The sequence below is a fragment of the Aliikangiella coralliicola genome, from assembly GCF_007004725.1.
Lineage (GTDB): Bacteria > Pseudomonadota > Gammaproteobacteria > Enterobacterales > Kangiellaceae > Aliikangiella > Aliikangiella coralliicola.
Map to the genome: position 1 here is coordinate 119,925 of NZ_ML660166.1, position 22,054 is coordinate 141,978.

Annotated in this window: 21 protein-coding genes; 6 read left to right on the forward strand and 15 right to left on the reverse strand. The window is 42.7% G+C overall.

Translation table 11 applies throughout. The features are described from left to right. The first annotated feature begins 53 nt into the window (after positions 1-53). Both FLL46_RS15975 and FLL46_RS15980 read left to right on the forward strand, forming a co-directional pair. Complete coding sequence (locus FLL46_RS15975) at positions 54-2,390, forward strand: bifunctional diguanylate cyclase/phosphodiesterase (protein WP_142932340.1); 2,337 nt, start codon at positions 54-56, stop codon at positions 2,388-2,390. After that, on the forward strand, positions 2,383-3,732 hold the full coding sequence (locus tag FLL46_RS15980) for a hypothetical protein (RefSeq protein ID WP_142932341.1): 1,350 nt from the start codon (positions 2,383-2,385) through the stop codon (positions 3,730-3,732). Before FLL46_RS15975 ends, FLL46_RS15980 begins: the two co-directional genes overlap by 8 nt. Before the next feature lie 25 nt (positions 3,733-3,757). On the opposite strand, the gene FLL46_RS15985 is transcribed toward FLL46_RS15980, so the two are convergent. The 4 genes from FLL46_RS15985 to FLL46_RS16000 all read right to left on the reverse strand — a co-directional run bounded on the left by FLL46_RS15985 (position 3,758) and on the right by FLL46_RS16000 (position 7,245). Further along, the gene (locus tag FLL46_RS15985; protein ID WP_142932342.1) at positions 3,758-4,156 is read right to left on the reverse strand and encodes a VOC family protein; all 399 of its coding nucleotides are present in this window, start codon (positions 4,154-4,156) and stop codon (positions 3,758-3,760) included. A 32-nt stretch (positions 4,157-4,188) separates the two neighbouring features. Next, positions 4,189-4,632, reverse strand: coding sequence for a hypothetical protein (locus FLL46_RS15990; RefSeq protein WP_142932343.1), 444 nt, complete (start codon positions 4,630-4,632; stop codon positions 4,189-4,191). 209 nt (positions 4,633-4,841) lie between these two features. Next, positions 4,842-5,891, reverse strand: coding sequence for a Kelch repeat-containing protein (locus FLL46_RS15995; protein WP_142932344.1), 1,050 nt, complete (start codon positions 5,889-5,891; stop codon positions 4,842-4,844). A gap of 100 nt (positions 5,892-5,991) precedes the next feature. Then, entirely contained in the window at positions 5,992-7,245 is a 1,254-nt protein-coding gene (locus tag FLL46_RS16000) for a DUF418 domain-containing protein (protein WP_142932345.1), read from the reverse strand. A gap of 425 nt (positions 7,246-7,670) precedes the next feature. Between FLL46_RS16000 and FLL46_RS16005 the strand changes: the two genes are divergently transcribed. Then, positions 7,671-10,466: a TonB-dependent receptor domain-containing protein gene (locus FLL46_RS16005; protein WP_142932346.1), complete on the forward strand. Its 2,796-nt coding sequence runs from the start codon at positions 7,671-7,673 to the stop codon at positions 10,464-10,466. A 103-nt stretch (positions 10,467-10,569) separates the two neighbouring features. Here the strand turns inward: FLL46_RS16005 and ccmI are convergent, their stop codons facing one another. From ccmI to FLL46_RS16055, 10 genes are all read right to left on the reverse strand, one after another. Next, positions 10,570-11,880, reverse strand: a complete 1,311-nt coding sequence (gene ccmI, locus FLL46_RS16010) for a c-type cytochrome biogenesis protein CcmI (protein WP_142932347.1) — start codon at positions 11,878-11,880, stop codon at positions 10,570-10,572. After that, positions 11,877-12,452 carry a cytochrome c-type biogenesis protein gene (locus FLL46_RS16015; protein ID WP_142932348.1) on the reverse strand — a complete coding sequence of 192 codons (576 nt, stop codon included), beginning with the start codon at positions 12,450-12,452 and terminating at the stop codon, positions 11,877-11,879. Before FLL46_RS16015 ends, ccmI begins: the two co-directional genes overlap by 4 nt. After that, on the reverse strand, positions 12,449-13,012 hold the full coding sequence (locus tag FLL46_RS16020) for a DsbE family thiol:disulfide interchange protein (RefSeq protein ID WP_142932349.1): 564 nt from the start codon (positions 13,010-13,012) through the stop codon (positions 12,449-12,451). Before FLL46_RS16020 ends, FLL46_RS16015 begins: the two co-directional genes overlap by 4 nt. Beyond that, positions 13,012-15,006 (reverse strand): heme lyase CcmF/NrfE family subunit, encoded by a 1,995-nt coding sequence (locus FLL46_RS16025; RefSeq protein ID WP_142932350.1) that lies wholly within the window; start codon positions 15,004-15,006, stop codon positions 13,012-13,014. The genes FLL46_RS16020 and FLL46_RS16025 overlap by 1 nt, the downstream gene beginning before the upstream one ends. 128 nt (positions 15,007-15,134) lie before the next feature. Then, the gene (gene ccmE, locus FLL46_RS16030; RefSeq protein WP_142932351.1) at positions 15,135-15,587 is read right to left on the reverse strand and encodes a cytochrome c maturation protein CcmE; all 453 of its coding nucleotides are present in this window, start codon (positions 15,585-15,587) and stop codon (positions 15,135-15,137) included. Between the two features lie 35 nt (positions 15,588-15,622). Next, positions 15,623-15,835, reverse strand: a complete 213-nt coding sequence (ccmD, locus tag FLL46_RS16035) for a heme exporter protein CcmD (RefSeq protein WP_142932352.1) — start codon at positions 15,833-15,835, stop codon at positions 15,623-15,625. Then, positions 15,832-16,569, reverse strand: a complete 738-nt coding sequence (locus tag FLL46_RS16040; RefSeq protein ID WP_142932353.1) for a heme ABC transporter permease — start codon at positions 16,567-16,569, stop codon at positions 15,832-15,834. Before FLL46_RS16040 ends, ccmD begins: the two co-directional genes overlap by 4 nt. A gap of 31 nt (positions 16,570-16,600) precedes the next feature. Beyond that, positions 16,601-17,260, reverse strand: coding sequence for a heme exporter protein CcmB (ccmB, locus tag FLL46_RS16045; protein ID WP_210418726.1), 660 nt, complete (start codon positions 17,258-17,260; stop codon positions 16,601-16,603). Next, on the reverse strand, positions 17,254-17,934 hold the full coding sequence (gene ccmA, locus FLL46_RS16050) for a cytochrome c biogenesis heme-transporting ATPase CcmA (RefSeq protein ID WP_142932354.1): 681 nt from the start codon (positions 17,932-17,934) through the stop codon (positions 17,254-17,256). The genes ccmB and ccmA overlap by 7 nt, the downstream gene beginning before the upstream one ends. 218 nt (positions 17,935-18,152) lie before the next feature. Then, complete coding sequence (locus FLL46_RS16055; protein ID WP_142932355.1) at positions 18,153-18,707, reverse strand: DJ-1 family glyoxalase III; 555 nt, start codon at positions 18,705-18,707, stop codon at positions 18,153-18,155. Between the two features lie 396 nt (positions 18,708-19,103). On the opposite strand from FLL46_RS16055, the gene FLL46_RS16060 reads away from it, so the two are divergent. From FLL46_RS16060 to rpsT, 3 genes are all read left to right on the forward strand, one after another. Further along, positions 19,104-19,625, forward strand: a complete 522-nt coding sequence (locus FLL46_RS16060; protein ID WP_168204194.1) for an aminoacyl-tRNA deacylase — start codon at positions 19,104-19,106, stop codon at positions 19,623-19,625. A gap of 150 nt (positions 19,626-19,775) precedes the next feature. Further along, positions 19,776-20,291 (forward strand): HAD domain-containing protein, encoded by a 516-nt coding sequence (locus FLL46_RS16065; RefSeq protein ID WP_142932357.1) that lies wholly within the window; start codon positions 19,776-19,778, stop codon positions 20,289-20,291. 248 nt (positions 20,292-20,539) lie between these two features. Then, the gene (rpsT, locus tag FLL46_RS16070; protein ID WP_142932358.1) at positions 20,540-20,803 is read left to right on the forward strand and encodes a 30S ribosomal protein S20; all 264 of its coding nucleotides are present in this window, start codon (positions 20,540-20,542) and stop codon (positions 20,801-20,803) included. A 131-nt stretch (positions 20,804-20,934) separates the two neighbouring features. Here rpsT and cgtA read toward each other — a convergent pair whose 3' ends face one another. Next, positions 20,935-22,029, reverse strand: coding sequence for an Obg family GTPase CgtA (cgtA, locus tag FLL46_RS16075; protein WP_142932359.1), 1,095 nt, complete (start codon positions 22,027-22,029; stop codon positions 20,935-20,937). Between the last annotated feature and the right edge of the window lie 25 nt (positions 22,030-22,054).

Here is a 22,054-nt window from a genome sequence, read left to right on the forward strand (position 1 = left end):
GCCTGTTCAACAGCCCTTAATCTTAATCGATTGAAAATAACAAGGATCTCTCAGTGAAAACTTTAGTTAATAAAATTTTTACTACCTTTGTCACCGTTCTACTTTTGGTTCAGATCGTTTCATTTGGATTCGCTTATCAGGCTAATAAAAGAGTCGAAGTTTTAAAGTTAACTAACCAAATCACTACTGCCGACACAGTTTTTAAAAACCTTTTTGAAAGTCGCAATTACTATTTAGAAGCATTCTCTGAAACAGCAGCCAAAGACTACGGTTTGAAACAAGTCTTTAATGAAGATACTCGAAGTTTTCTGGTCGCGCTTAATAACCATAAAAAACGTATTGACGCCGATATCGCTATCGCCGTTTCCAAACAATATCAAGTGGTCGGCCAGTTGCTTAGCATAGAAAGAAACGGTAAAAAGAAAACTTCTGTCGGAGAGGATCAGGGAAAAGAATTTCGCCATCCTGAATGGCTTGAGCTCCCTGGACAATCCTACATTTACCATCTTAACGAAGCACTTTATCAGATTAGTTTTTCGCCTCTAAAGAGCGGAGAAGTGATTGTTGGTTGGGTTGGTTTTGGGTATGCGATTGATAAATCCCTGGTTGAAGAAATCTCAATGCAAACGGGTTTACACGCAGCCATAGTGTCCAAGAAGAATACCTCTGCCAACTGGCATCTTGTAGCCTCTTCGGAACAGCAAACTGAAACTGAGAGCCTGATAAACTCGTTACTATCCAACAGTAACAATGAAGAAATGGTTATTACAAAACACACCATTGAAGACAATGGTTACCAAGTCATCGCGGTCATGTATGACTTTCGTTCTGATATACTCGGCACGGTTAAAAACCAATCGATGAACTTAATGCTGTTCGCCAGCATTAGCATATTGGCTTCAATGCTCGGTGCCTTCTTTATCGCTAAAACGATAACCAGGCCGGTTAACAAACTCATTGAACAAACTCGAGTTATCTCCAAGGGAAATTATGATCAGTCTGTGGAAATCGACGACATAAAAGAGTTGGCTCAATTAGCTTCTGAATTTAAGATGATGCAACAAGCGGTTTTGGCTCGGGAAAAAGATATTTCTCATCGAGTTTTTCATGATCCTTTAACGGATTTACCCAACCGCAACCGTCTAATGTATTTTCTCGAAATACAGTTACAAGAAAAAGAACCCAGACTAGCTCTGGCGTTATTGAATGTTCGCAGAATACGGGATGTCAATGACACACTAGGACATAATGTTGGTGACCAGGTTATCAAAGAAGTTTCGAGACGTTTAACTAAACTAAACAACGAAAATGTTTTTCACCTGGGCAGTGATGAGTTTGCGCTGGTATGGCTGGATAACAATGATGATTTCATACAGGACCAGATAAAAAGAATATTCGGTGTGTTAGATAAGCCATTTACTTATCACGATATCGCACTACACTTACAAGTCCAAATTGGCGTGGCATTTAATAACCCGGACAATGAAACTGCCATTAACTTATTACAGAAAACTGATACAGCGTTGCACAATGCGCGCAAATCTAATCACCACTACCAAATTTATGATCGCCTACTCGATTTTTATACCATTGAGAGATTACACCTGGTTAACAGCCTCAAGTCAGCCTTTACCGAAAATCAGCTAGTACTCTATTACCAGCCCAAACTTGACCTCAGAGCATCGAAAATCACATCAGTTGAAGCATTAGTGAGGTGGCTGCACCCGGTCAATGGACTCATTCCACCAGATACATTTATTCCTATTGCAGAACAAACCGGTCAAATGAATGCATTGACCAAGTGGGTTATTGAAGAAGCAGCTAATCAATATACCAAATGGCAAAAAGACGACATTAATCTTTCCATTGCTATTAATATTTCGGCCGAAGATTTGCGCAACGACGAACTTATCACCTTCTTACTAGCATTAAAGAACGCGAAAAAACTACCGGATGAGGCAATCGCTTTGGAAGTTACAGAAAATGCAGTTTTATCTGATCCTAAATTAGCTATCAAGTTGCTGGCGCGACTTCAAAAATCCGGATTTAGAATTTCAATCGACGATTACGGCACAGGTTATTCTTCACTAGAACAACTAAAAATACTTCCTGTTGATGAACTTAAAATCGATAAATCGTTCGTGCAAAATTTAATGATGGATAAAGATGATCAGACGATCGTTGACTCAACGATTAGTTTAGCCCACAACATGAATTTATCTGTGGTTGCCGAAGGCGTGGAAGACCTCGAAACTCTCGCCTGGCTTCAAGCTCGCCATTGTCAATATGCTCAAGGCTACTATGTCAGCCGACCTCTACCAGCTGAAAAGCTGACAAGCTGGTTACCAAGTTTTGAAGGACTCAAAATTAAGGAAAAATGTCATGATTGATAAGAAATCAGTTTTTCTAAAAGTCGTTTCAAAATTAACAGACGACAAAAAAACGAAATCTGATCAGCCAATCATTCATAAGTGTAGAGTGATAAAAACGATTTTAATAAAATTATTAACGAGCGCAATTTTACCTTATCTATTATTTCATGGTTTTTCCCATGCCACGGAATACAAAATAAATGGAATACTAGATCTTCGTGCGGTGTCTAACGATGGAATTAACTCCTACCTGGAGGGCGGCCACGGGAAATATCGTTTTAATGAAACCGACCAACTGTCCCTCTCTCATCTAGGTGTCGATTTTAAAATCGATTGGGAAAACAACTACTCTTTTCACGCTGTTGCTAATGGTTATTCCGATCGAACCAACGACGGTATAGGTATCAGTGAAGCCTATTTGCAATACAAAGGACTCCCCTTCGGCAGCGGCCTTCGATATCAATATCGAGTTGGTATGTTGTATCCACGAGTTTCAATGGAAAATATTGGCAGAGCCTGGTCATCACCATATAGCTTAAGCTACTCAACACTTAACGGCTGGATTGGCGAAGAGTTCAGGTATCTGGGGTTTGAAAATCGCCTGGTTCGCCTGGGTAAGCTCAATCAAAGTGCCTATGACTTTGAGTTAGGTATCGCCTTAATGACCCACAACGATCCCGCAGGCGCCATGTTAGCCTGGCACGGCTGGGTCATGACAAGTCGACAATCGCTGTGGAATGAGTCACTGATTATTCCCGACTTTCCGGCGCGAGAAAATACATTACTCAGGAATCAAGCGGCCGAGTCAGAACCTTTTTTAGAGTTAGATGACAGAATTGGTTATCACGTTACCGGCGAAGTCAAAAAGACTGGCAAAGGAAACTTGTTCTTGGGTAAATACGATAACCAGGCCGATCCCAAAGTCGTTAAAAATGGCCAATGGGGCTGGCGCACAGCTTTCGACCATATTGGTATCAAAATGAAAATTAGCAAACGTCTTCAATTTATCGGCCAATTCCTGAAAGGACACACACTCATGCAATCACCTGCAGGACAGGACTTGGTAAAAAACGATTATCAAAGTGGGTTTGTGATGCTCAGTTATAATATGGCGCCACATAGATTCACAACAAGATTAGAAGAATTTTCAATTACCGATAACGATAATATTATCGGCGATAACAATCAAGAATATGGAAAAGCCGCCACCTTCAGTTACGCCTATCGCATACAACGAGAGTGGGTGCTACATCTGGAAAATAACTGGATACAAAGCCACAGATATGCCAGACATTATCACCACCTCCCAGTTGAACTCATTGAGCGGCAATGGCAGGTTGGCGTCCGTTATTATTTCTAACTCCCCCTATTAAATAGCCGGCCAACTACTCATTACTATTCGAGTGGAGCGCGATTTTATTGCCTTCACTGTCGATAATAATCGCGCGGAAACCATGTGGACCTATTGCGTGAATGTTTTCTACGACTTCTCCACCATGATTGGTCACTTCACTGATCGCAGCTTGAATTCGTCCGTCCACATTAAAATAAATCAGCAAGTTGCCAGTTGAAGGGCTCTCTTGCGTCGGGACAAGGCATCCGCCAATTCCCTTATCGTGTTCAAAAACTCCAAATTCAAAATTATCAAACTGCTCGATCGTGATATTTTTCGCAAGAACCGCTCGATAAAATTCCGCAGCTCGTTGCAAATCTTTAACACCTAAATCAAACCACACCAACCGGTTATGTAAAGTATTCAGATCTTCATTACCAGAGTCAGACATCGCATTCCTCCCAAGATTTTGTTTTTTTCGTTTTAGATAAATGAAACTTCCGGTAAGTATTGTGTATAAAGCGAAGACGCCTTAGCTGCATCAATTTGCTCCATTTCTATCAAAGTTTCAAGTCCTTCCAGTTTCGCATCACAGGTTTGGGCACGAAGAATTTTTGACGCAGTTTCATCTGACTTTGACATATTGGTGGTAATCGTTGCGCCCAAAGAGCACACAGCAGCGCCAATACACATTAATTGCCAGACAGGAGAAGTTAAACCTAATGTTCCTGTTAACCATGCAGTAAAAGTTTTACCACCAAAGGCTGGGCCGGCAGTTAAAGCTGCGGCAACTGCACTGCAGATAATGGCGGTATTGACCAGGCGTCGATTTCTTGGTCTGGTTCGTGAAAGGTATTGCTCTATTTCAGAACGCTTATCGTTAATTCTCTTAAGCAATGCACCTGTAGAGTCGGCTTGTTCCGGCATCGTGAGATTCCCTCCTTGATAATCAATTGGCGAGTCTAAGTTCCTAAACTATTCATTCAAAAACAACACCCTATTAAAAGTTCGGGTGTCACCATAATTAGTTTAACAACTTTTTTATCCAAATCAAAAAATACTACATAAAATATATTGCTTAACCTTATCTAGCCTTAATCGATCATCAAAAACAATTTCAAATTGAGATAAAAATATCAGTCAATTTCATACTGGATAATTTTGTTTGATACTTTTTGATTCTCTAACATTCCTCCAACAATAAATAACTTGTCATCGACAGCCAGCAGACCGCGATGATCCATAGTCGCAGTGCTGAGCGGTGGTAAAGTTTGCCATCGATTGTTTTTGACGCTCCAGGCAAATACATCGTGACTTGGCTGGCTGGGAATTCCATTATAACCAATTCCATTGTAGTTATAGGGATTATCACTACCAGCAGTGAATAGTATTAATTCTTTTTGGGGATACCCGCTCGCAGCCATGCGATACTTGGCTTTACCAGGGTGCGCCGGAAGTTTACGCCAATGAATTTTAGTAAAGTTTTCAGGAGCGATTGTTCCTGAATAGGATTGCGGTGACATTTTATACTGACGTCTGCCATCGACAATTGCATCCACTTTAACGCCATCGGCGACGATCATTTGGTTTCCAATGATCCCTGCTGCATGCCCAAACACAGGATTACCAGGAAACGGCGTACCAAAAAACCATTTTTTCGTATTGGTGTCCAGAATTTGGACATCTGCAATATTTCCGACGTCGTGCCAACCGGAAACCAGGTAAATATATCGATCTTGATAAACCAGGGCAACAGTATCATCAACCGGAATCGGCATGTGCGTCAGCAGTGAAAACTGTTGCGTCTTTGGGTCAAATTGATAAACATCTGACATTGACTTTTCTTCATGGTTTTCGGCAACGGTATAACCACCAAACAAATAAATTTTATTTTTAACAGTAACAGCAATACTCGCAAGCCGCCCTTGCTTAAACGGTATAGGCTCTATTTTAAAGTTTTGTTTTGATGACAGTTCAAATCCCATTCCGACATTGGAAACCGCTTGCCAATTTTTTTGCTGCCTCAATCCATTAAACGAGAACAATTGCCAATTCCCTTTTACTTTAGCTGCCGATACAGCATTGTTAGAAATAGCAAAAGGAAGTTCTCCAACTTCTTTTGATTGCACTTGAGCACAAAGGGAGCTAATAAAAATCATCATTAAAAAACGATAAGTGTTTTTCATTTTTACTCTTTTATGTAAATTTAAAATTAATTATTTGATCAATTGTTTGCTTTCAATTCAGTCAGGAATAAACAACAATTTTTTCTCGTTTAACTCCCATTCAAACTCTGAGCCTTTGAAGTTTAAAATAGACCAGACTACGCCAAAGCCACTCAATAGGTCCAAAACGAAATCTCGATAACCACCAGTCAGACCAGAATAGCTGTAACAGAAATACACCGACCGCAACCACAAGCATTTCAAACCGCTCAAGGCTTGAAAACAATCCAAAACCAAATCCGTAAAAAATACTCGTACACACCACCGACTGTAAAATATAGTTAGTAAATGCCATTTGACCAACGGCTTCAAATTTCTTTTTCAGAATTGCGCAACAGTCTGAACGATGAAACAAATGGAATAATCCAATATAACCCAGGGCAACAGGAAGGCTAACAAGAAAATTGATTTGTCCATAAAGCATCTGAATTTTTACCGCATCTTTAAACTCGTTCTGATAAATCAAATTGGCACCATATGCGATAGCAATCAATCCAGGAACCAGACAAATAGCGCTAAGCCGCCGATAGAAGCCTGTACTGCGCTTTCCATTAATAATGCCAAGTTTATACAAAGCCATTCCTATCAGCATACAACCAGCAATTCTAATCCCCACAAACACCAAGAATGAAAGCATTGTTATCATACCTTCAACACGCTCAACTTGATTGTCGATCCAACTACCACGATACGCGGCGACTTCCTTTTCAATCATTTCTAATGAAGGAAAAAAATTTCGTTCGATTTCTCTGACTGAGTCTTCATCGATTTCAGAGCTTCCAGCTAACATCATCAAAGACACCATTAAGGTCAATACAATACCCACAACGATTAATCTTCTTGGCGAACTTTGCCACCCGCCAAACACCAACAATGCAAAAAAACCGTAGATTGTCAGAATGTCTCCATACCAGATAAAAAAACCATGGCATAAACCAAAAATTAAAAGCAAAATGCTACGGCGGTAATGATAAGCGCCAGCGGAAACACCTCTCAAAGTCGCTCTCTCAGCCATCAGCACAATACCAGCCCCAAACAGCATCGAAAATATGGTGTAAAACTTTTGTTCAATAAAGATATGGGTAAAAAACCAGGCAACCTGATTAATTCCGGAAAAATCATCATTAACAGTTGGATTAACGTAAGACGCAAAAACATTTCCGAAAACCTGAACATTCATCAGTAAAATTCCAAATACAGCAATTCCACGGATAAAATCTAATGATAAGAATCGCTCTTCTTCGGTGACAGGTGTGATTGTCGGAGAACTGACATAGCCATCAATCACATCGTTTCCTTGCTGTTCACTGCTCATAAATGTTTTTTCTTTTTGTAGAATTATTTCGAGGATACGTTATCCACCATCATACGGCAACGACCTTGATATCCACTCATATGTCTTAGGAAAAACTTGGGTTTCCTACCGAGTTATAATCGCATGTCCTGCCTTTCCATAGCGTTAGAACGCGCTAATCACCCTGCTCATAATCTGAATAACAATCCCTCAAATACCCGTTGACTAATTCCAAAACGATATTGCCACCTCTTATGTTTTTGAGATAAATTACTACCCACCTATATCTGAGAATACACTGAGAATACAGCTCTACTCAGAATATAGATAATTAGAAACAACTCCAGCAGAACTAGTTTTTCTCTTAATAAACAAAGAGATAACAAGAAACCTAGAACTGTTGATATCCAAAACTCACTAACAAAAATACTAAGGGGACTAAAGTTTTGAACTTAAAACTAAAAAAAAGAAGCGTCAGAGCGGTTAAACTGGCTTTACTAGGCAGTATCTTAGTCGGGACAGGGAGCCCAGTTTATGGCATGGAAACCGACGATGAAGAAAACCGGCATATTGTTGTGACAGGATCACGGATTAAACGAGCGGATGTTGAAGGAGCCAATCCTGTCCAGGTTATTTCGCAAGAAGATCTGAAGCTTTCAGGCATTGCAAACATCGGTGACATTATTCAAGAAATCCCGTCTGCCGCAGGCGCAGGAACCAACACCCGAGTTAATAACGGCGGTGACGGAGCAGTGCGTATGTCGTTGCGAGGCTTAAGCAGCGCACGGACGCTAGTGCTGCTCAATGGACGCAGAATCGTCGCCTCTGGTCTGGGTGTGAATGCTTCCGTCGATCTGAGTACCATTCCCGTGGCAATTGTAAAACGCGTTGAAGTTCTCAAAGATGGTGCCTCAGCAGTCTACGGATCTGATGCTATTGCCGGCGTAGTCAACATAATCACACGAACTGACTTCGATGGTTTCGAAGCCAACGTAAAAGCAGGTATTACCAGCGAAAGCGACGGAGAAACCCGTGATTATGATTTTACCTTCGGCCACTCAGGTGAAAAAGGTAATATTGTCGCCAACGCATTCTTTTCACATCAGGGAACCATATGGGAAGGTGATCGAGAATACTCGCAATACGACCTGGATATGAATCCCGACGAGCACACAGATATCCAGCGCGGAGGCTCGTCTGCTCCCCCATGGTTGCGTTTAAATGTGGATAATCCAGGTGGATGTGGCTCATTCACGCATGGTGCCGCGAATGGACCAGGGCAAAGCGATCCTACTCAATTTATTGATGAGGTCGGCTACGTTTGCTGGGACTGGAGCAGGGACACTTTCAACTACGCACCGCAAAACTATGCGCAAACGCCAAATCAGCGTTATGGTATGTTCTTGGCTGGTAACTATGAATTTAGTGATAAGTTAAACCTATTTACCGAGTTCAGTTTTTCGCACAGAAAATCAGATGTACTCCTTGCCCCTGACCCGCTCGCACCACTAATCTTCTTCAACTACGACGGTGCAACCTATTCTCAAAATAATTGGTACAACCAACAATTCGGTCCGCAAGACGCGAATGGAAACCCATTTGAAATCAGGGATTGGCGGCGACGCATGAGCGAAACTGGTGGTCGTCTATCAAGTTTTACGCTCAACACCACTCGATTTCTTGCCGGCCTCAATGGCGAATTTGACAATGAATGGGGCTACGAAGTCTCTTTTAGTCATGGAATTAATGAAGCAGTCACCCGCCGTGAAGGTTACTTCAATCTAGACAAAGTTGCTCTTGCTGTCGGCCCTTCATTTCAAGATGGCAATGGTAATATTGTCTGCGGCACACCAGATAATCCGATTACAGATTGTGTTTCACTCAATATATTCGGTACGCCCTTTTCTGACTCCGGCGTAACCCGGGAAATGCTGGACTTTGTCACCTTCAACGCCCAAGAACTCGGCAACAATAAACAGACCATAATCTCCGCGAGTATGTTTGGCGATTTGTTCGAGTTACCCGGTGGAATCGTCGGTGCTTCTTTTGGCCTCGAACACCGTGAGGAATCAGGTGCAGACTATCCAGATGCATTGGTAGCGCTTGGTGCTACCACCGGCAGCACCCGACAAACGACAGAAGGTGGTTACGAAATTGATGAGCTTTTTGCCGAGGTCCTGCTCCCGATAACAGATTCATTTGAAGTTGACCTGGCCACACGATATTCAGACTACAGTACCTTCGGCGATACAACCAACTTTAAATTAGGTTTAAAATGGAATCCTGTTGAATCACTGTTAATTCGCGGCACGGTTTCCACAGCTTTTCGAGCGCCTTCAATCGCTAATCTCTTTCAGGGAACGACTTTGACTTACCCGGAAGTCACCGATCCTTGCACGACAAATCCGACTGCAGCATGCATTGCTGATGGTGTACCCAGTAGTGGCTATGAAGCAACCGGCTCTCAGTTAACAACGCTAACCGGGGGATCACCGGATGTACTTCCGGAAGAAGCCGAAATATTTACCCTTGGAATGGTTTGGGAACCGGATTTTCTAGACGGTCTTTCAATGACCGTTGACTATTGGAATATCGATGTTCAGGACGCAATTTCGAGTGTCGGTGCACAAACAATTCTCAACCAATGTGCTAACGGCGCGTCAGGCAACCAGGCATGCTCGGCTATCGCGAGACGAGCAGATGGAACAATCAGTAGTATCAACGACCGCACAACCAATGTGGGTAGCGTGGAATCCTCCGGGACTGATCTCAATTTACGTTACACAACCGATGTTGGTTTTGCCAAGATGCGATTAAACTGGGATACAACTTTTTACGATACCTATGATAAAACGCTAGCCGACGGCACCGTGCAACAACACGCCGGCTGGCACCGGGAAAACGGCGACGGCAACTTCGCTGAGATTCGTTCAAATGTGGATGTTAATTTCGCAAAAGAAAATTGGCAGTTGAATTACACCGCTCGCTATATTTCCTCCGTTGAGGAAAATTGGACGGTCTGGTTTTCTCAAACCGTTGGCCATCGTAAGGTTGATTCAAATTTAGTTCACGACCTAAGATTCAGCTATCTGTTTGACTCGCTGGAGGCGACGTTCGGTATCGATAATGTCACCGACGAAGATCCACCTTTTGTTGCGAGCGGCTTTAATCTGAACACGGATCCGAGAACTTATAAAACCGCAGGGCGAGTTTTCTATGTCGGGCTTAAATATTCTTACTAAACAACGAAAGAAAAGATAATAACTAGAAGGCTAGAGAGGTGAGTACAATCCGGTACTCACCTGTCCCTGACAAAACTGTCCCAATGTAGTCTATTCTACCTTCTTAGTTTTTGCCCAACTCAACCGCAATACTCGTGCTCGGGAACGGTGCCCTGAGAATATCACTTTGCCCTTCGATGTCGCCGGGTTGGGCAATCGCATTGCCACTTTTGGAAATTCTGGCAGTAATTCGAACTTGCGAAAAGTTCGACAACTTAAACTCAGGACGCATCGCATTGGCATCGGAAAGTGTCACTAGTTCGGGTAGATCACGCAAATTAGTTTTTACAACGGCGAGAGGAAATTGCGGTCCGTTAACGGCTTTCGCAAAGACAAAGAGTGACTCGTTCCCCTCCAGAGTTTGTCGAATAGAATCAGGTACAATGACTTTGACTTTTAACTGAAAATTTTCAGCTAACTCCGACTCATTATTATCTTTTGCTACTTTCTCATTTGCTTCAGAAGCAACATTAGATGACAACAATCTTTGTTTAGCTGCATCAATACTTTTCTTTAGCATTTTGGCGGAAGAAGATTCGGGATCTCGGCGCTCAAGTATCGCCTGCCATGAATTGATGGCCGCTTGATAATAACCCAGCGCGAATGAATTGAATCCAAGTAATAACTTAGCCCCTTCATGTTGTGGGTTGTTTCTCACGATAACCTTTAATAATTGATTGGCTTTATTGAGATCTTCATTCTTATCAGTACTAGAATACAGTTGCGCCAGCTCTAGTTGAACATCGATATTATCAGGGTCAATTGCAAGTGCTTTTTTAATGGCCTGGTGAGCTTCTTCAGTTCGACCGACACGAGAGTTAAACATGGCGAGCGCTCGCCATGCTTTGATATCTTGAGGCGATAAGTCAACTTTAGTTCTTAATGCCAGATATAATTTTTCCAGATTCTCGCGATTATTTTCAGTTTCAATAACCTTGGTCAGGTTCGCAATAGTTTGTGGATCATTTTCAAGTTGCGAAATCAATTCAAGTTGTTTTTTCGCCCGCTCATAAGTGCCGGAAAAATAATAACTGGCAACTGAAATGGCGACAACAATTGCCAACATCACCACCCCAACAAATACTGATTTAGACGATTTTTTTGAAGCACTCGCCAGCTGGGTTGACTCGATAGAATTAGTGGTATCCAGTTGAAGCTCTTCGGTTAATTGTTGCCACTCTTCTTGCGCCAAATCACCGCTTTTGAGACGTCTTGCCAATTCCCGTGTTCTAAACTGAAACTCGTGCTTGAGTTGCTGGAGACGAATATCGAGCGAGTCCTCAACCTGGCTTAATGATTTTTTTTGTGCTGATAGTTGACTGGGTAAAAGAATCAGCGCGGCCACTACAGCAAATAAAATGGCAAACAATATCATTTCGCATTACTCCGGGCGCTAATATCGTTATCAACATTATCTTGATCAGCAACGTCTATTTTATTGCTTTCTGTTTCATTATTCTCAACTTCACTCGCATCGACTTCATTGCGCCACTGTTCCAACATTGCTTTATTGTCTTCTGGAACTTCAATGGTTTGAATCGGCGAATCTTTAGTTTGGCGAGAAGCGACAAATCTGAAAATTGCAAAGCCGCCGATTACCAGAAAAACAAAAGGACCGAACCAGATTATCCAGGTCGAAGGCTTTACTGGCGGCCGGTAAGTAATAAAATCACCATAGCGCGCTTTTAAATAATTGACAATTTCCTCATCACTTTCGCCAGCTTTAAGTTTTTCATATATGATATCTTTGATCGCTTCCGCCATTAACGCATCTGAGTCTGCCAGATTATTATTCTGACACTTTGGGCAACGCAACTCTTGCGTTAAATGGGCAAATCGTTTTTCTTTCTCAGGGTCTTCAAAATGATAAACCTGGATACTGGCAGCGACAAAAGTACTGGCGAGAAATAAGGTGACTACAACTAAAAAACGATTAAGTATGCTCACTTTGCACCTTGCTCCTGTTGTTCATTGGCTTCAGGAAACATCTTTGGTTTTAGAATGGTTTGCCAAACATCGAGATTAACGATACCGACATGCCGATAAACAATTTTATTATCGCTATTGATAACGAAAGTTTCCGGCGCGCCATAAACCCCCAGATCAACGCCTAAGCGACCGTTGTCATCGAATAAAATTAAATCATAGGGGTTGCCAAGATCATTGATAAATTTCAGACCTGCCTCTCTTTTGTCCTTGTAATTCAGCCCGTAAATTTTCACCGTTTTCGACTGGGTCAGTTGCATCAAGTAAGGGTGCTCGTGATAGCAAGCCGGGCACCAGCTTGCAAACACATTCACTAACGCCGGACCTTGAACATCCTTTTCAGATATCGTTTTATCCGGCGACAACAGAAGTGTTTTTTCAAATGCAGGAATAGGCTGCCCTATCAATTGAGAATCGAGTTTTGTCGGATCCTTTCCCAATCCGGTATAAAGAAGCACCGTCATTGCAATGAACAAAACAAAAGGCAAAATGTATATCAGCTTTTTATTGGATTCCAACATCAGACGGCCTCCAATGCAATAGAGTCTGAGCTTTTGCTGGTTTGTTTTGCTCTGGCACGATAGCGTTTATCAGTCATTGCAATTAAGCCACCTAAGCCCATCAATATTCCGCCGAGCCATAGACAACTTACATAAGGTTTCACATAAATTCGAACAGCCCAATCATTACTGTCAGGCAGTCTTTCACCTAACGCCACATAAAGATCGCGCATTAAACTTGCATCAATTCCCGCTTCAGTCATCCATTGACCGGAAGCATGATAACGCCTTTTTTCGGGCTCTAATCGCGCCACGACTTCATCATTTTTGGTCACGGTAAAATGTCCGCGTAATGCGTCGTAATTCGGACCAACGACATCAGTTAGTTTCTCAAATGTAAATTGGTATCCTTCGACCACTTCATTTTGTCCAATCCCCAATCGAATATTTTTTTCGACCGAAAAATGCGATGAGATAACAACACCAATCACAACTATAACCATTCCAATATGTGCTGTGTACATCGCGATGAAGCTTGGCGAAATTTTATGTAAATTCATTAAAGTTGAAGAGCGTTTTTTGCTGGCTCGTTTCCACCAATCACCAAGGTTAAGAATAATCACCCAGGCAATAAGAAAAACGCCGACAAATATCTGTACCAGATCGGTGGCCTGTCGCTCAAATTCAGATATCACAAAAACAAGTCCTGCGGCCAAAGATGCAATGGCAGCATATCGAGTTCTCGCAACAAGATCCTGAAAACTGTGTTGACGCCAGTTGACTATTGGCCCCAAACCAACCAGGAAAATTAACGGCGTCATCAATATGGTAAACACAAGATTAAAATAAGGTGGGCCAACAGAGATCTTCCCAAGATTTAACATTTCAGAAATAATGGGCTGCAATGTTCCAATGAGTATCATCACTGTCGCTACCACAAGAATTAAGTTATTCACCAAGAAAAGTAACTCTCGCGATAATAGATTGTACCAACTGGTTACCGATACTTTTGACGCTCTGGCAGCAAATAAAAATAACGAGGCCCCAACCACCACGCCAAGAAAAATTAAAATGTAGGTTCCTCTGACCGGATCATTCGCAAACGCATGAACCGAAGTGAGAACACCTGAACGCACCAGGAATGTACCCAGCAAACTAAAGCTAAATGCGGCAATGGCGAGTAATGTTGTCCAGGCTTTAAAAACGCCGCGCTTTTCGGTCGCAGCTAACGAGTGCAATAAAGCTGTGCCAATTAACCAAGGCATAAAAGAGGCATTTTCAACTGGGTCCCAAAACCACCATCCTCCCCAGCCTAGCTCGTAATAAGCCCACCAACTTCCAGCAGCAATTCCTAAAGTTAAAAACATCCAGGCAGCTTGAGTCCAGGGTCTAACCCATCTTGCCCAAAGCGTATCGATGCGACCTTCTAATAATGCAGCCAACGCGAATGCAAACGCGACGGAAAATCCGACATATCCCATGTATAACAATGGGGGATGAAAAACCATTCCGGGGTCTTGCAACAATGGGTTCAGATCGCTGCCGTCGATTGGATAAATAGGAATGAGTCGATCAAACGGATTAGAAGTAAATAAAATGAAACAGATAAAACCAATCGAGACAAAACCAAGAACGGCAAGAACACGCGCCCTGGTTAGCGCCGGTAGCGCTTTACTCAACATCGCCACAGCAAATGTCCAGCTGCTTAGAATAAAAGCCCACAAGAGTAACGAACCTTCATGCCCCCCCCAGGTGGCCCCAATTCGATAAGCCACCGGCAGCGAACTATTAGAATGACTGGCGACATAAGCAACTGAAAAGTCATTGATATAAAAAGACCAGGCTAAACACGCAAAAGAAAGTGCAACGAAAATAAACTGACCTATCGCCGCAGGTTTTGCAACCAGCACCATACGCCATCGATTTGTCGCAATGCCGACTAAAGGCATAACAAATTGAACCAAAGCCAGAGCCAGTCCAAATGCGAGCGCTAAATTACCAATTTCTGGGATCATATTGTTTCTTAAACACCGTTCATTTTGATTCGGCTTTACTAAACCTGTTTTCTGTTAAACCACTCTTCCTTGCCCACAAAAACTTAAACAAGACCTGCACTTAAACCAAGTCTTGTTACCTGACTGAATTATTTTTTGACGCGTGCCTTTGCTTCTGCTTCGGCTTTCTTTATTGCCTCGGCAACTTCTGGCGACATGTAGTTTTCATCATGCTTTGCTAGCACTTCACTAGCAACAAAAGTGCCGTCTTGTTGCAACACGCCCATGGTGACAATACCCTGCCCTTCACGAAACAGATCAGGCAAAATCCCTTCGTAACTAACCCAGACATTTTCTGCATTGTCAGTGAGTTGAAATTTAACTTTTAGATTATCAGGATTTCGCTGAATACTTCCGGTTACAACTAAACCCCCAAGCCTGATTAATGGACCTTTTGGTGCTTCACCAGAAACAATCTCTAGTGGTGAATAAAACAAATTCACATTTTGATTCAATGCATACAGGGTAAGCCCGACAGCTACCCCCAAACCAACAACAATGGATATAACAAAAGTTAATCGTCGTTTTCTAAGCGGTTTCATTGCTCTACTTTAAACCCTCTTTTGGTTAGATGTCTTCAACCAGCTTTATTCGAACTGGCTGTGGTTTTACTATTTTGTTCGTTAACCGATTTTTGTTGTCGGTAGCGACGTCGCAGTTGTTTGATGATTTTATCCCGTTGAAACTTCACCATTAAAAATAAGCCAATAAAAACAACGGTACCAACGGCATAACTGGTCCAGATATAAAACCCATGACCGCCCATATGGAAAAACTCTTGCATTGTCATTGGCCAACAACCTCTTTTACCCAACTCTTGTTATGTTCGCGGCTGAGTACTTCATTTCGCATTCGATACATCATTATCGCTGTGCAAAACAACAAGACCGCGAATATCATCAGTAACAAAGCGACTAACATTGCGGGATCCATTGAAGGTTTTTCAAATTTGGAAATAGTCGCCCCCTGATGTAGCGTATTCCACCATTCTACCGAAAAATGAATAATGGGTATGTTAACTATTCCCACCATTGCGAGTACGCCTGCGGCTCTATCGCCAACCTCACGGTCTTCAAATGCTTGATGAAGTGCGATAAAACCTAAGTACAAAAATAATAAAATTAATTCGGAGGTCAATCTGGCGTCCCAAACCCACCAGGTATTCCAGATGGGTTTGCCCCATAACGCCCCTGTCGATAGCGCGAGAAATGTCATCGCAGCTCCCACCGGCGCAGCGCTCACCGCGGCCATATGGGCCAACTTAATTCGCCAGATATAACCAACTGCGGCAGCGACGGCTAAAATGACATAAAACATCATTGACGCGAATGCCGTCGGCACATGAAGATACATAATTCTAACGGTGTGCCCTTGCTGATAATCAATCGGCGAATTAAACAATCCCTGGTACAAACCAGCGCTAAAAAGCAACAACGAAATCCCCATTATCCACGGTAGCCAACGACCACTTATTTGATAAAACCACTTCGGTGAAGATAAACGGTGAAACCACTGCCAGGTCATAAACACTCCCGAGTTAAAAATTCGGCGTCAATCATCGTATTGATACCTTAATTGCGGCAACGGATGCAAAGGGAACAAGAGAAAGACTACCGACAAGAAACGCGCCCATTAAAGCAAGTTGTCCTGAATAATCCATTCCCATCGACGCCCTGGAAACAGCACCGGCACCAAAAATTAATATAGGGATATAAAGTGGTAATACTAATAAACTCAATAAAACGCCGCCCTGGCGTAACCCCACCGTTAGCCCCATCCCTACCGATCCTATCAGACTTAAAACCGGCGTACCAATGAGCAATGTCAAGATTAGCGCAATTGCGCTCTCAGACTCCATTTGCATCATCACAGCGAGCAGCGGAGACATTAATACCAATGGCAGTCCGCTTGTCAGCCAGTGGGAAATAATTTTGGCAAAAACCACTTGATAAGGCGAGCCCGATTGCAGCAGCAGCAACTCCAAGGTGCCATCAAGATAATCGTCGCGGTACATGCTTTCAAGGGAGAGCATCGCCGCTAACAAGGCCGCGACCCAAATAATACCATTACCGATACGTGCTAATAACTGGCCTTGTGGTTCTAATGCCAGCGGAAATAATGAAACAGTAATAACGAAGAAAATCAAAGGGTTAATTAAGTCTTGCCGGCACCGCCAATGTCTAAGTAATTCTCGTTTGAGAAGCTGCATCAACATGTAAATTGCTCCGCGTTACTCAACTCAAGTAATTTCGGTGGTGTCGGTAAATGAATCGACTGGTGGCTGGTTAACAGGACACACCCGCCATTTTTGGCAAAGTCATCAATTTTTCCCTCTAACCAGTGACAACCATCGACATCCAGTGATGTGAAGGGTTCGTCGAGAATCCAGCATGGGGTCTGCGCAATTAGCAATCTAGCAAGTCCGACCCGCCGAACCTGCCCGGCTGACAGATACCTGGCTTGAGTATCCAGATAAAACCCTAATTGAACTTCCTCGATCGCCGCTTCGATCTGACTTTCTGTTGCAAACTCACCGGCAATCGGATGAAATTTAAGATTTTCAAAAACCGTTAACTCCGGTTTAACAGCAGGAAGATGCCCTAAAAATAGCGGCAAACACTCTGACTCATCAATCTCGGCCCATTTGGCCTCACCTCTGGCATAAGGCAATAAGCCGCAAAGGCTCCTAAGCAGGCTGGTTTTTCCCGCCCCATTTTCACCAACAACCTGTATCACTTCGCCGCTTTTCAACTCAAAATTCAAGTCTCTAAACAGCCAGCGTTCAGATCGTCTGATACCCAGATTGGTAACAGTTAAAATTGTTCTCGGCACAAACCGCTGTGAGTCTGTTTGTTGATTATTGTTTTCATCCCCATTTTCATTTTTCATATAATTCTCAGTGAAACAGCAGCACTACTTTTATTAAATTTCAGGGACAGGATGTCAGATGTCTGAACATTAAAATCAGTTCGTTCTCAACCCATAGGCTAGTCGTGGTTATTAAAACCACACTCTCGCGGCAGAGATCCTAATCAAAGGCCGGATAAGAGTCAACGCACGTCTGTCAGAGTTGGGCAGAATCAAAAACTTTTATGTGAGAAATGTGGTTAAGTCACCATTGGGGCCGCAATTTCGTCTCTTTTAGATTTTCCGAAAAGGCACTCGACCAATGTCAAAGCGAACTCCATTGCCGTTCCCGGTGCCTGACTGGTAATAAGTTTTCCATCTATCATGACACGCTGCTTGCTGACAGTCTTAACTTGGCCGCCAAGTTCCTCTTGAAAAGCGGGATGACAAGTTGCGTTTTTTGATTGAATTAATTGCTGCCGCCCTAAAACCACCGCCGGTGCCGCGCAAATCGCCGCAATCCAACGCTGCTTTTCAAATTGCTCGTGTAATATTTCCGTCAGGCATTCTGATTGAGAAAGATGCTCCGCACCAGGAATGCCACCGGGAATAGCAATTAAGTCCCAATTTTGCCCAACACAATCTTCAATAGCACAATCAGCCACGATGCAAACGCCCCTTGAAGCAGTTATCGTTCTGGTTTGCATTACCGATGCAACACTGACTTCAACTTCAGCACGTCGTAATACGTCAACGATTGTTACTAGCTCGATTTCTTCACTACCATCAGCAATCGGAACAAGCACCTTGGCCATTGTTTTGTCCTCTTTATTAATCGGCAGATTATCAGGGTGTGTTGATAACACTATTATGCTGTAAAAAGAGCTTCACGTCAGGGGCCGATTACGAATAATAATTTTGAAAAAAACTGGAATCAAGAAGCTGGAATCTTTCACGAATAAACCTAGAACATGTCAGCAAACCCAACAGAGTTTTAGATGACTTTTCTATTAAAGATTAATTTAAATGGTAGTTTATTTCCGAACTCGGGTTAATTTATGAATCCTGTTACTATGATGAATGGTAATTAAAAATACAGGGTTCAAACCGTGTTATTCTCAACAATCGATTAACCCGCCGCCCACGCGTCATAAGGGACGATCTGAGCTATGCTAATTAAAGTAAACCAGCGATACATCAGGGAGGCCATTATGCATGTACCTAGTCCCACAGAATATCTCGATTCGCAGTCAATCAATTACGAATTAGTTCCACACGCTACGAGTTTTACCGCGCAAGAAACGGCTCAAAAAACGCATATTAAAGGCAATACATTGAGCAAAGTTGTCGTCGTTGGCGATCAGAATAAATTAGCACTGGTCGTTATCCCGGCAAACTGTATTTTACTACAACGCTCTCTGGCCAGAGTGCTACGCTCGCCAGGTTTAAATATTGTTCCTGAATATCAGTTTAGAGACCGATTTCCTGAATGCGAAATCGGCGCAATGCCGCCTTTTGGTAACTTATATGGAATGGACGTGTTTATTGCTAAAGAACTAGTTCAGCGGGATACCGTCACTTTTAATGGCGGTACTCACAATGTGCTCATCAAAATGGAAACGACGGATTTTATCAAAGTGACCAATGCTCGTGTCATTACTGTCGGATACAAAGTTGCCGGGTTAGCACAACCTATTATCTCTCGCCGCAAAGACGACTGGCACTGGGCTTAACCATGTTGTCATACTGTAATCAGGATTAAGACTCTGCTGGCCCTGAGTCTAACCTGGTTACTGTAGCTCAGTTGTGTTTGACCAATTAGCTTTAAAGCAAAAGCTAACAACCGAACTAAAGCTAACCAGGCAATAAAACCATTAGCAATTATGACCCAAAAACGACTGGTCTTTCTTGATATTGACGGTGTACTTAACAGTATGGGATGGAAAATATCCCGTTCATATTATTCTATTCCCGGATACGATCCTGATGCTTTGCAAGAATCTCCCCCTTACCTTTTAGGAGAGCTTGATCTCACTCCAATCGCGTTATTAGATGAGTTACTTGATGACACCAACGCACAGATAGTCATTTCTAGTAGCTGGCGGCAAATTCACCCCGGCATTGACTGGCTCATAGAGTTGTTTCAATTACGGGGAGCTCGGTTAATACCCGCTAGAATTATCGGCGCAACACCGGTCATTAATTCCATATCCTTGCTACATCAAAGAGGAAATGAAATTGATAGCTATATTTCCACCCACGCATTTGACGGAAAGTTTATTTGTATTGATGATTGCAGCTTTCACTACCAACCTTATCATAAGGTGGTGGAAACCAATCCGGGTATCGGATTTAGTGTCATCGACTATCAACAGGCATTGGATCTGTTAAACGGGTAAATACCAAAACTGGCTTCCAATTCTCAGGCAAAGTGAGTTAAATACTCATCAGAAGCCATAGTAATTAACCGCATAAATCGATTAATCCGAATATCTATCGACCAGACCGGTCACAGCCCAGTATTAGCAAGGGCTGGAATAATAATACCAAAGCGGTGGATTTTCTGGTATTTTGCCTTGATATCCCCATTAAAAACAGGTATATTGCCGCACCTTAAATCTTATGCCTATTTTTCAGGAGCAAAGCCTTGGCTAATATTAAATCCGCAAAGAAGCGTGCACGTCAGGCTGAAGGTCGTCGCCAGCATAATGCTAGCCGTCGTTCGATGATGCGCACATATATGAAGAAAGTTGTTGCTGCAATTGCATCTGGTGACAAAGAAGCTGCTCAAGCGGCTTACCAAAAAGCAGTGTCTGTACTTGACGTTGCAGCAGGTAAAGGCTTGATTCACGCAAATAAGGCTGCTCGTCATAAGAGCCGTTTCAACGCGCAGATTAAAGCACTGGGTTAATCCAAGAAGATTAATACCATGCCGAATAAAAAACCCATCTATATGATGGGTTTTTTATTGCCTGAAACTAAATACTTTCTAAAATCAGCTAAAACTAGAATCCAAAACTGACCTAAACCACTTTATTATACTTACTCATCTGTATCATTCGTATCGGTAGCCGAATCGGCTTCAACATCATTCTCTAACTCAGCTTCTGTCAAACCATTTTGACTTTCAATATGTTCCAAGATATCGAAGCAAAGCTGCTTGGTACCTTGTCCTTCAAGCCCGGAAATTACATAGTGAGGCGCTTTCCAGTCAAGCTCAGCTAAAATATCATTTTTTGCAGCTTCTAACTCTTCTTCATCCAACAAATCACATTTATTAAAAATCAGCCAAACTTCCTTTTCAGCAAGATTACTTCGGTATTCTTCAGAATAACGAACTAATTCTTGATGAATTGATTTGATATTTTCGAGCGGGTCTGATTCATCAAATGGTTTTAAATCAACAAGATGCAACAACAAGCGTGTCCGAGAGAGATGCTTTAGAAAGCGGATTCCGAGTCCCGCCCCATCTGCCGCTCCTTCAATAACCCCGGGAATATCCGCAATAACAAAACTTCGGTGAGGCTCCGGCGCGACCACGCCGAGATTGGGTACTAATGTGGTAAAAGGATAATCCGCAACTTTCGGTTTAGCGGCAGATACACTGCGTATAAATGTTGACTTACCGGCATTCGGTAATCCGAGCAATCCAATATCAGCGAGAACATTGAGCTCAAGTCTCAGTTCACGCATATCTCCAGGCGATCCCTGGCTGGTTTGCCGTGGCGTACGATTGACACTGCTTTTGAAGCGAGTATTGCCAAGGCCATGGAAGCCTCCCTTTGCCACCAGCAGCTTTTCACCCGCTTTATCCAGATCGCCAATCAGCTCATTAGTCTCAATATTAACGACTCTGGTGCCGACAGGAACCGGCAGAATTTTGTCGTCTCCTTTAGCGCCAGTACAGTTCTTAGCACCACCTTTAGCACCATTTTCCGCGTTATAAAATCGAACGTAACGATAATCGACTAGCGTATTTAGTTCACTATCCGCAACTAAATAAACACTGCCGCCATCACCGCCGTCACCACCGTCCGGCCCGCCTTTTGGGATATATTTTTCACGTCGAAAACTACACAGGCCGCTTCCGCCGTTACCGGCTTTTACCTTAATTGTAACTTCATCAACAAATTTCATGGTGAACCTTTTCGTCCGACGTTAA

Bases quoted from the DNA above. Each gene is read 5' to 3' on its own strand.
- FLL46_RS15990 (WP_142932343.1), bottom strand. From the start codon at position 4,632: ATGCCGGAACAAGCCGACTCTACAGGTGCATTGCTTAAGAGAATTAAC.
- ccmI (WP_142932347.1), bottom strand. From the start codon at position 11,880: ATGATATTGTTTGCCATTTTATTTGCTGTAGTGGCCGCGCTGATTCTT.
- ccmD (WP_142932352.1), bottom strand. From the start codon at position 15,835: ATGACAATGCAAGAGTTTTTCCATATGGGCGGTCATGGGTTTTATATC.
- ccmB (WP_210418726.1), bottom strand. From the start codon at position 17,260: ATGTTGATGCAGCTTCTCAAACGAGAATTACTTAGACATTGGCGGTGC.
- FLL46_RS16060 (WP_168204194.1), top strand. From the start codon at position 19,104: ATGCATGTACCTAGTCCCACAGAATATCTCGATTCGCAGTCAATCAAT.
- FLL46_RS15985 (WP_142932342.1), bottom strand. From the start codon at position 4,156: ATGTCTGACTCTGGTAATGAAGATCTGAATACTTTACATAACCGGTTG.
- FLL46_RS15995 (WP_142932344.1), bottom strand. From the start codon at position 5,891: ATGAAAAACACTTATCGTTTTTTAATGATGATTTTTATTAGCTCCCTT.
- ccmA (WP_142932354.1), bottom strand. From the start codon at position 17,934: ATGAAAAATGAAAATGGGGATGAAAACAATAATCAACAAACAGACTCA.
- cgtA (WP_142932359.1), bottom strand. From the start codon at position 22,029: ATGAAATTTGTTGATGAAGTTACAATTAAGGTAAAAGCCGGTAACGGC.
- FLL46_RS15980 (WP_142932341.1), top strand. From the start codon at position 2,383: ATGATTGATAAGAAATCAGTTTTTCTAAAAGTCGTTTCAAAATTAACA.
- FLL46_RS16020 (WP_142932349.1), bottom strand. From the start codon at position 13,012: ATGTTGGAATCCAATAAAAAGCTGATATACATTTTGCCTTTTGTTTTG.
- FLL46_RS16000 (WP_142932345.1), bottom strand. From the start codon at position 7,245: ATGAGCAGTGAACAGCAAGGAAACGATGTGATTGATGGCTATGTCAGT.
- FLL46_RS16040 (WP_142932353.1), bottom strand. From the start codon at position 16,569: ATGACCTGGCAGTGGTTTCACCGTTTATCTTCACCGAAGTGGTTTTAT.
- ccmE (WP_142932351.1), bottom strand. From the start codon at position 15,587: ATGAAACCGCTTAGAAAACGACGATTAACTTTTGTTATATCCATTGTT.
- FLL46_RS16065 (WP_142932357.1), top strand. From the start codon at position 19,776: ATGACCCAAAAACGACTGGTCTTTCTTGATATTGACGGTGTACTTAAC.
- FLL46_RS16055 (WP_142932355.1), bottom strand. From the start codon at position 18,707: ATGGCCAAGGTGCTTGTTCCGATTGCTGATGGTAGTGAAGAAATCGAG.
- FLL46_RS16025 (WP_142932350.1), bottom strand. From the start codon at position 15,006: ATGATCCCAGAAATTGGTAATTTAGCGCTCGCATTTGGACTGGCTCTG.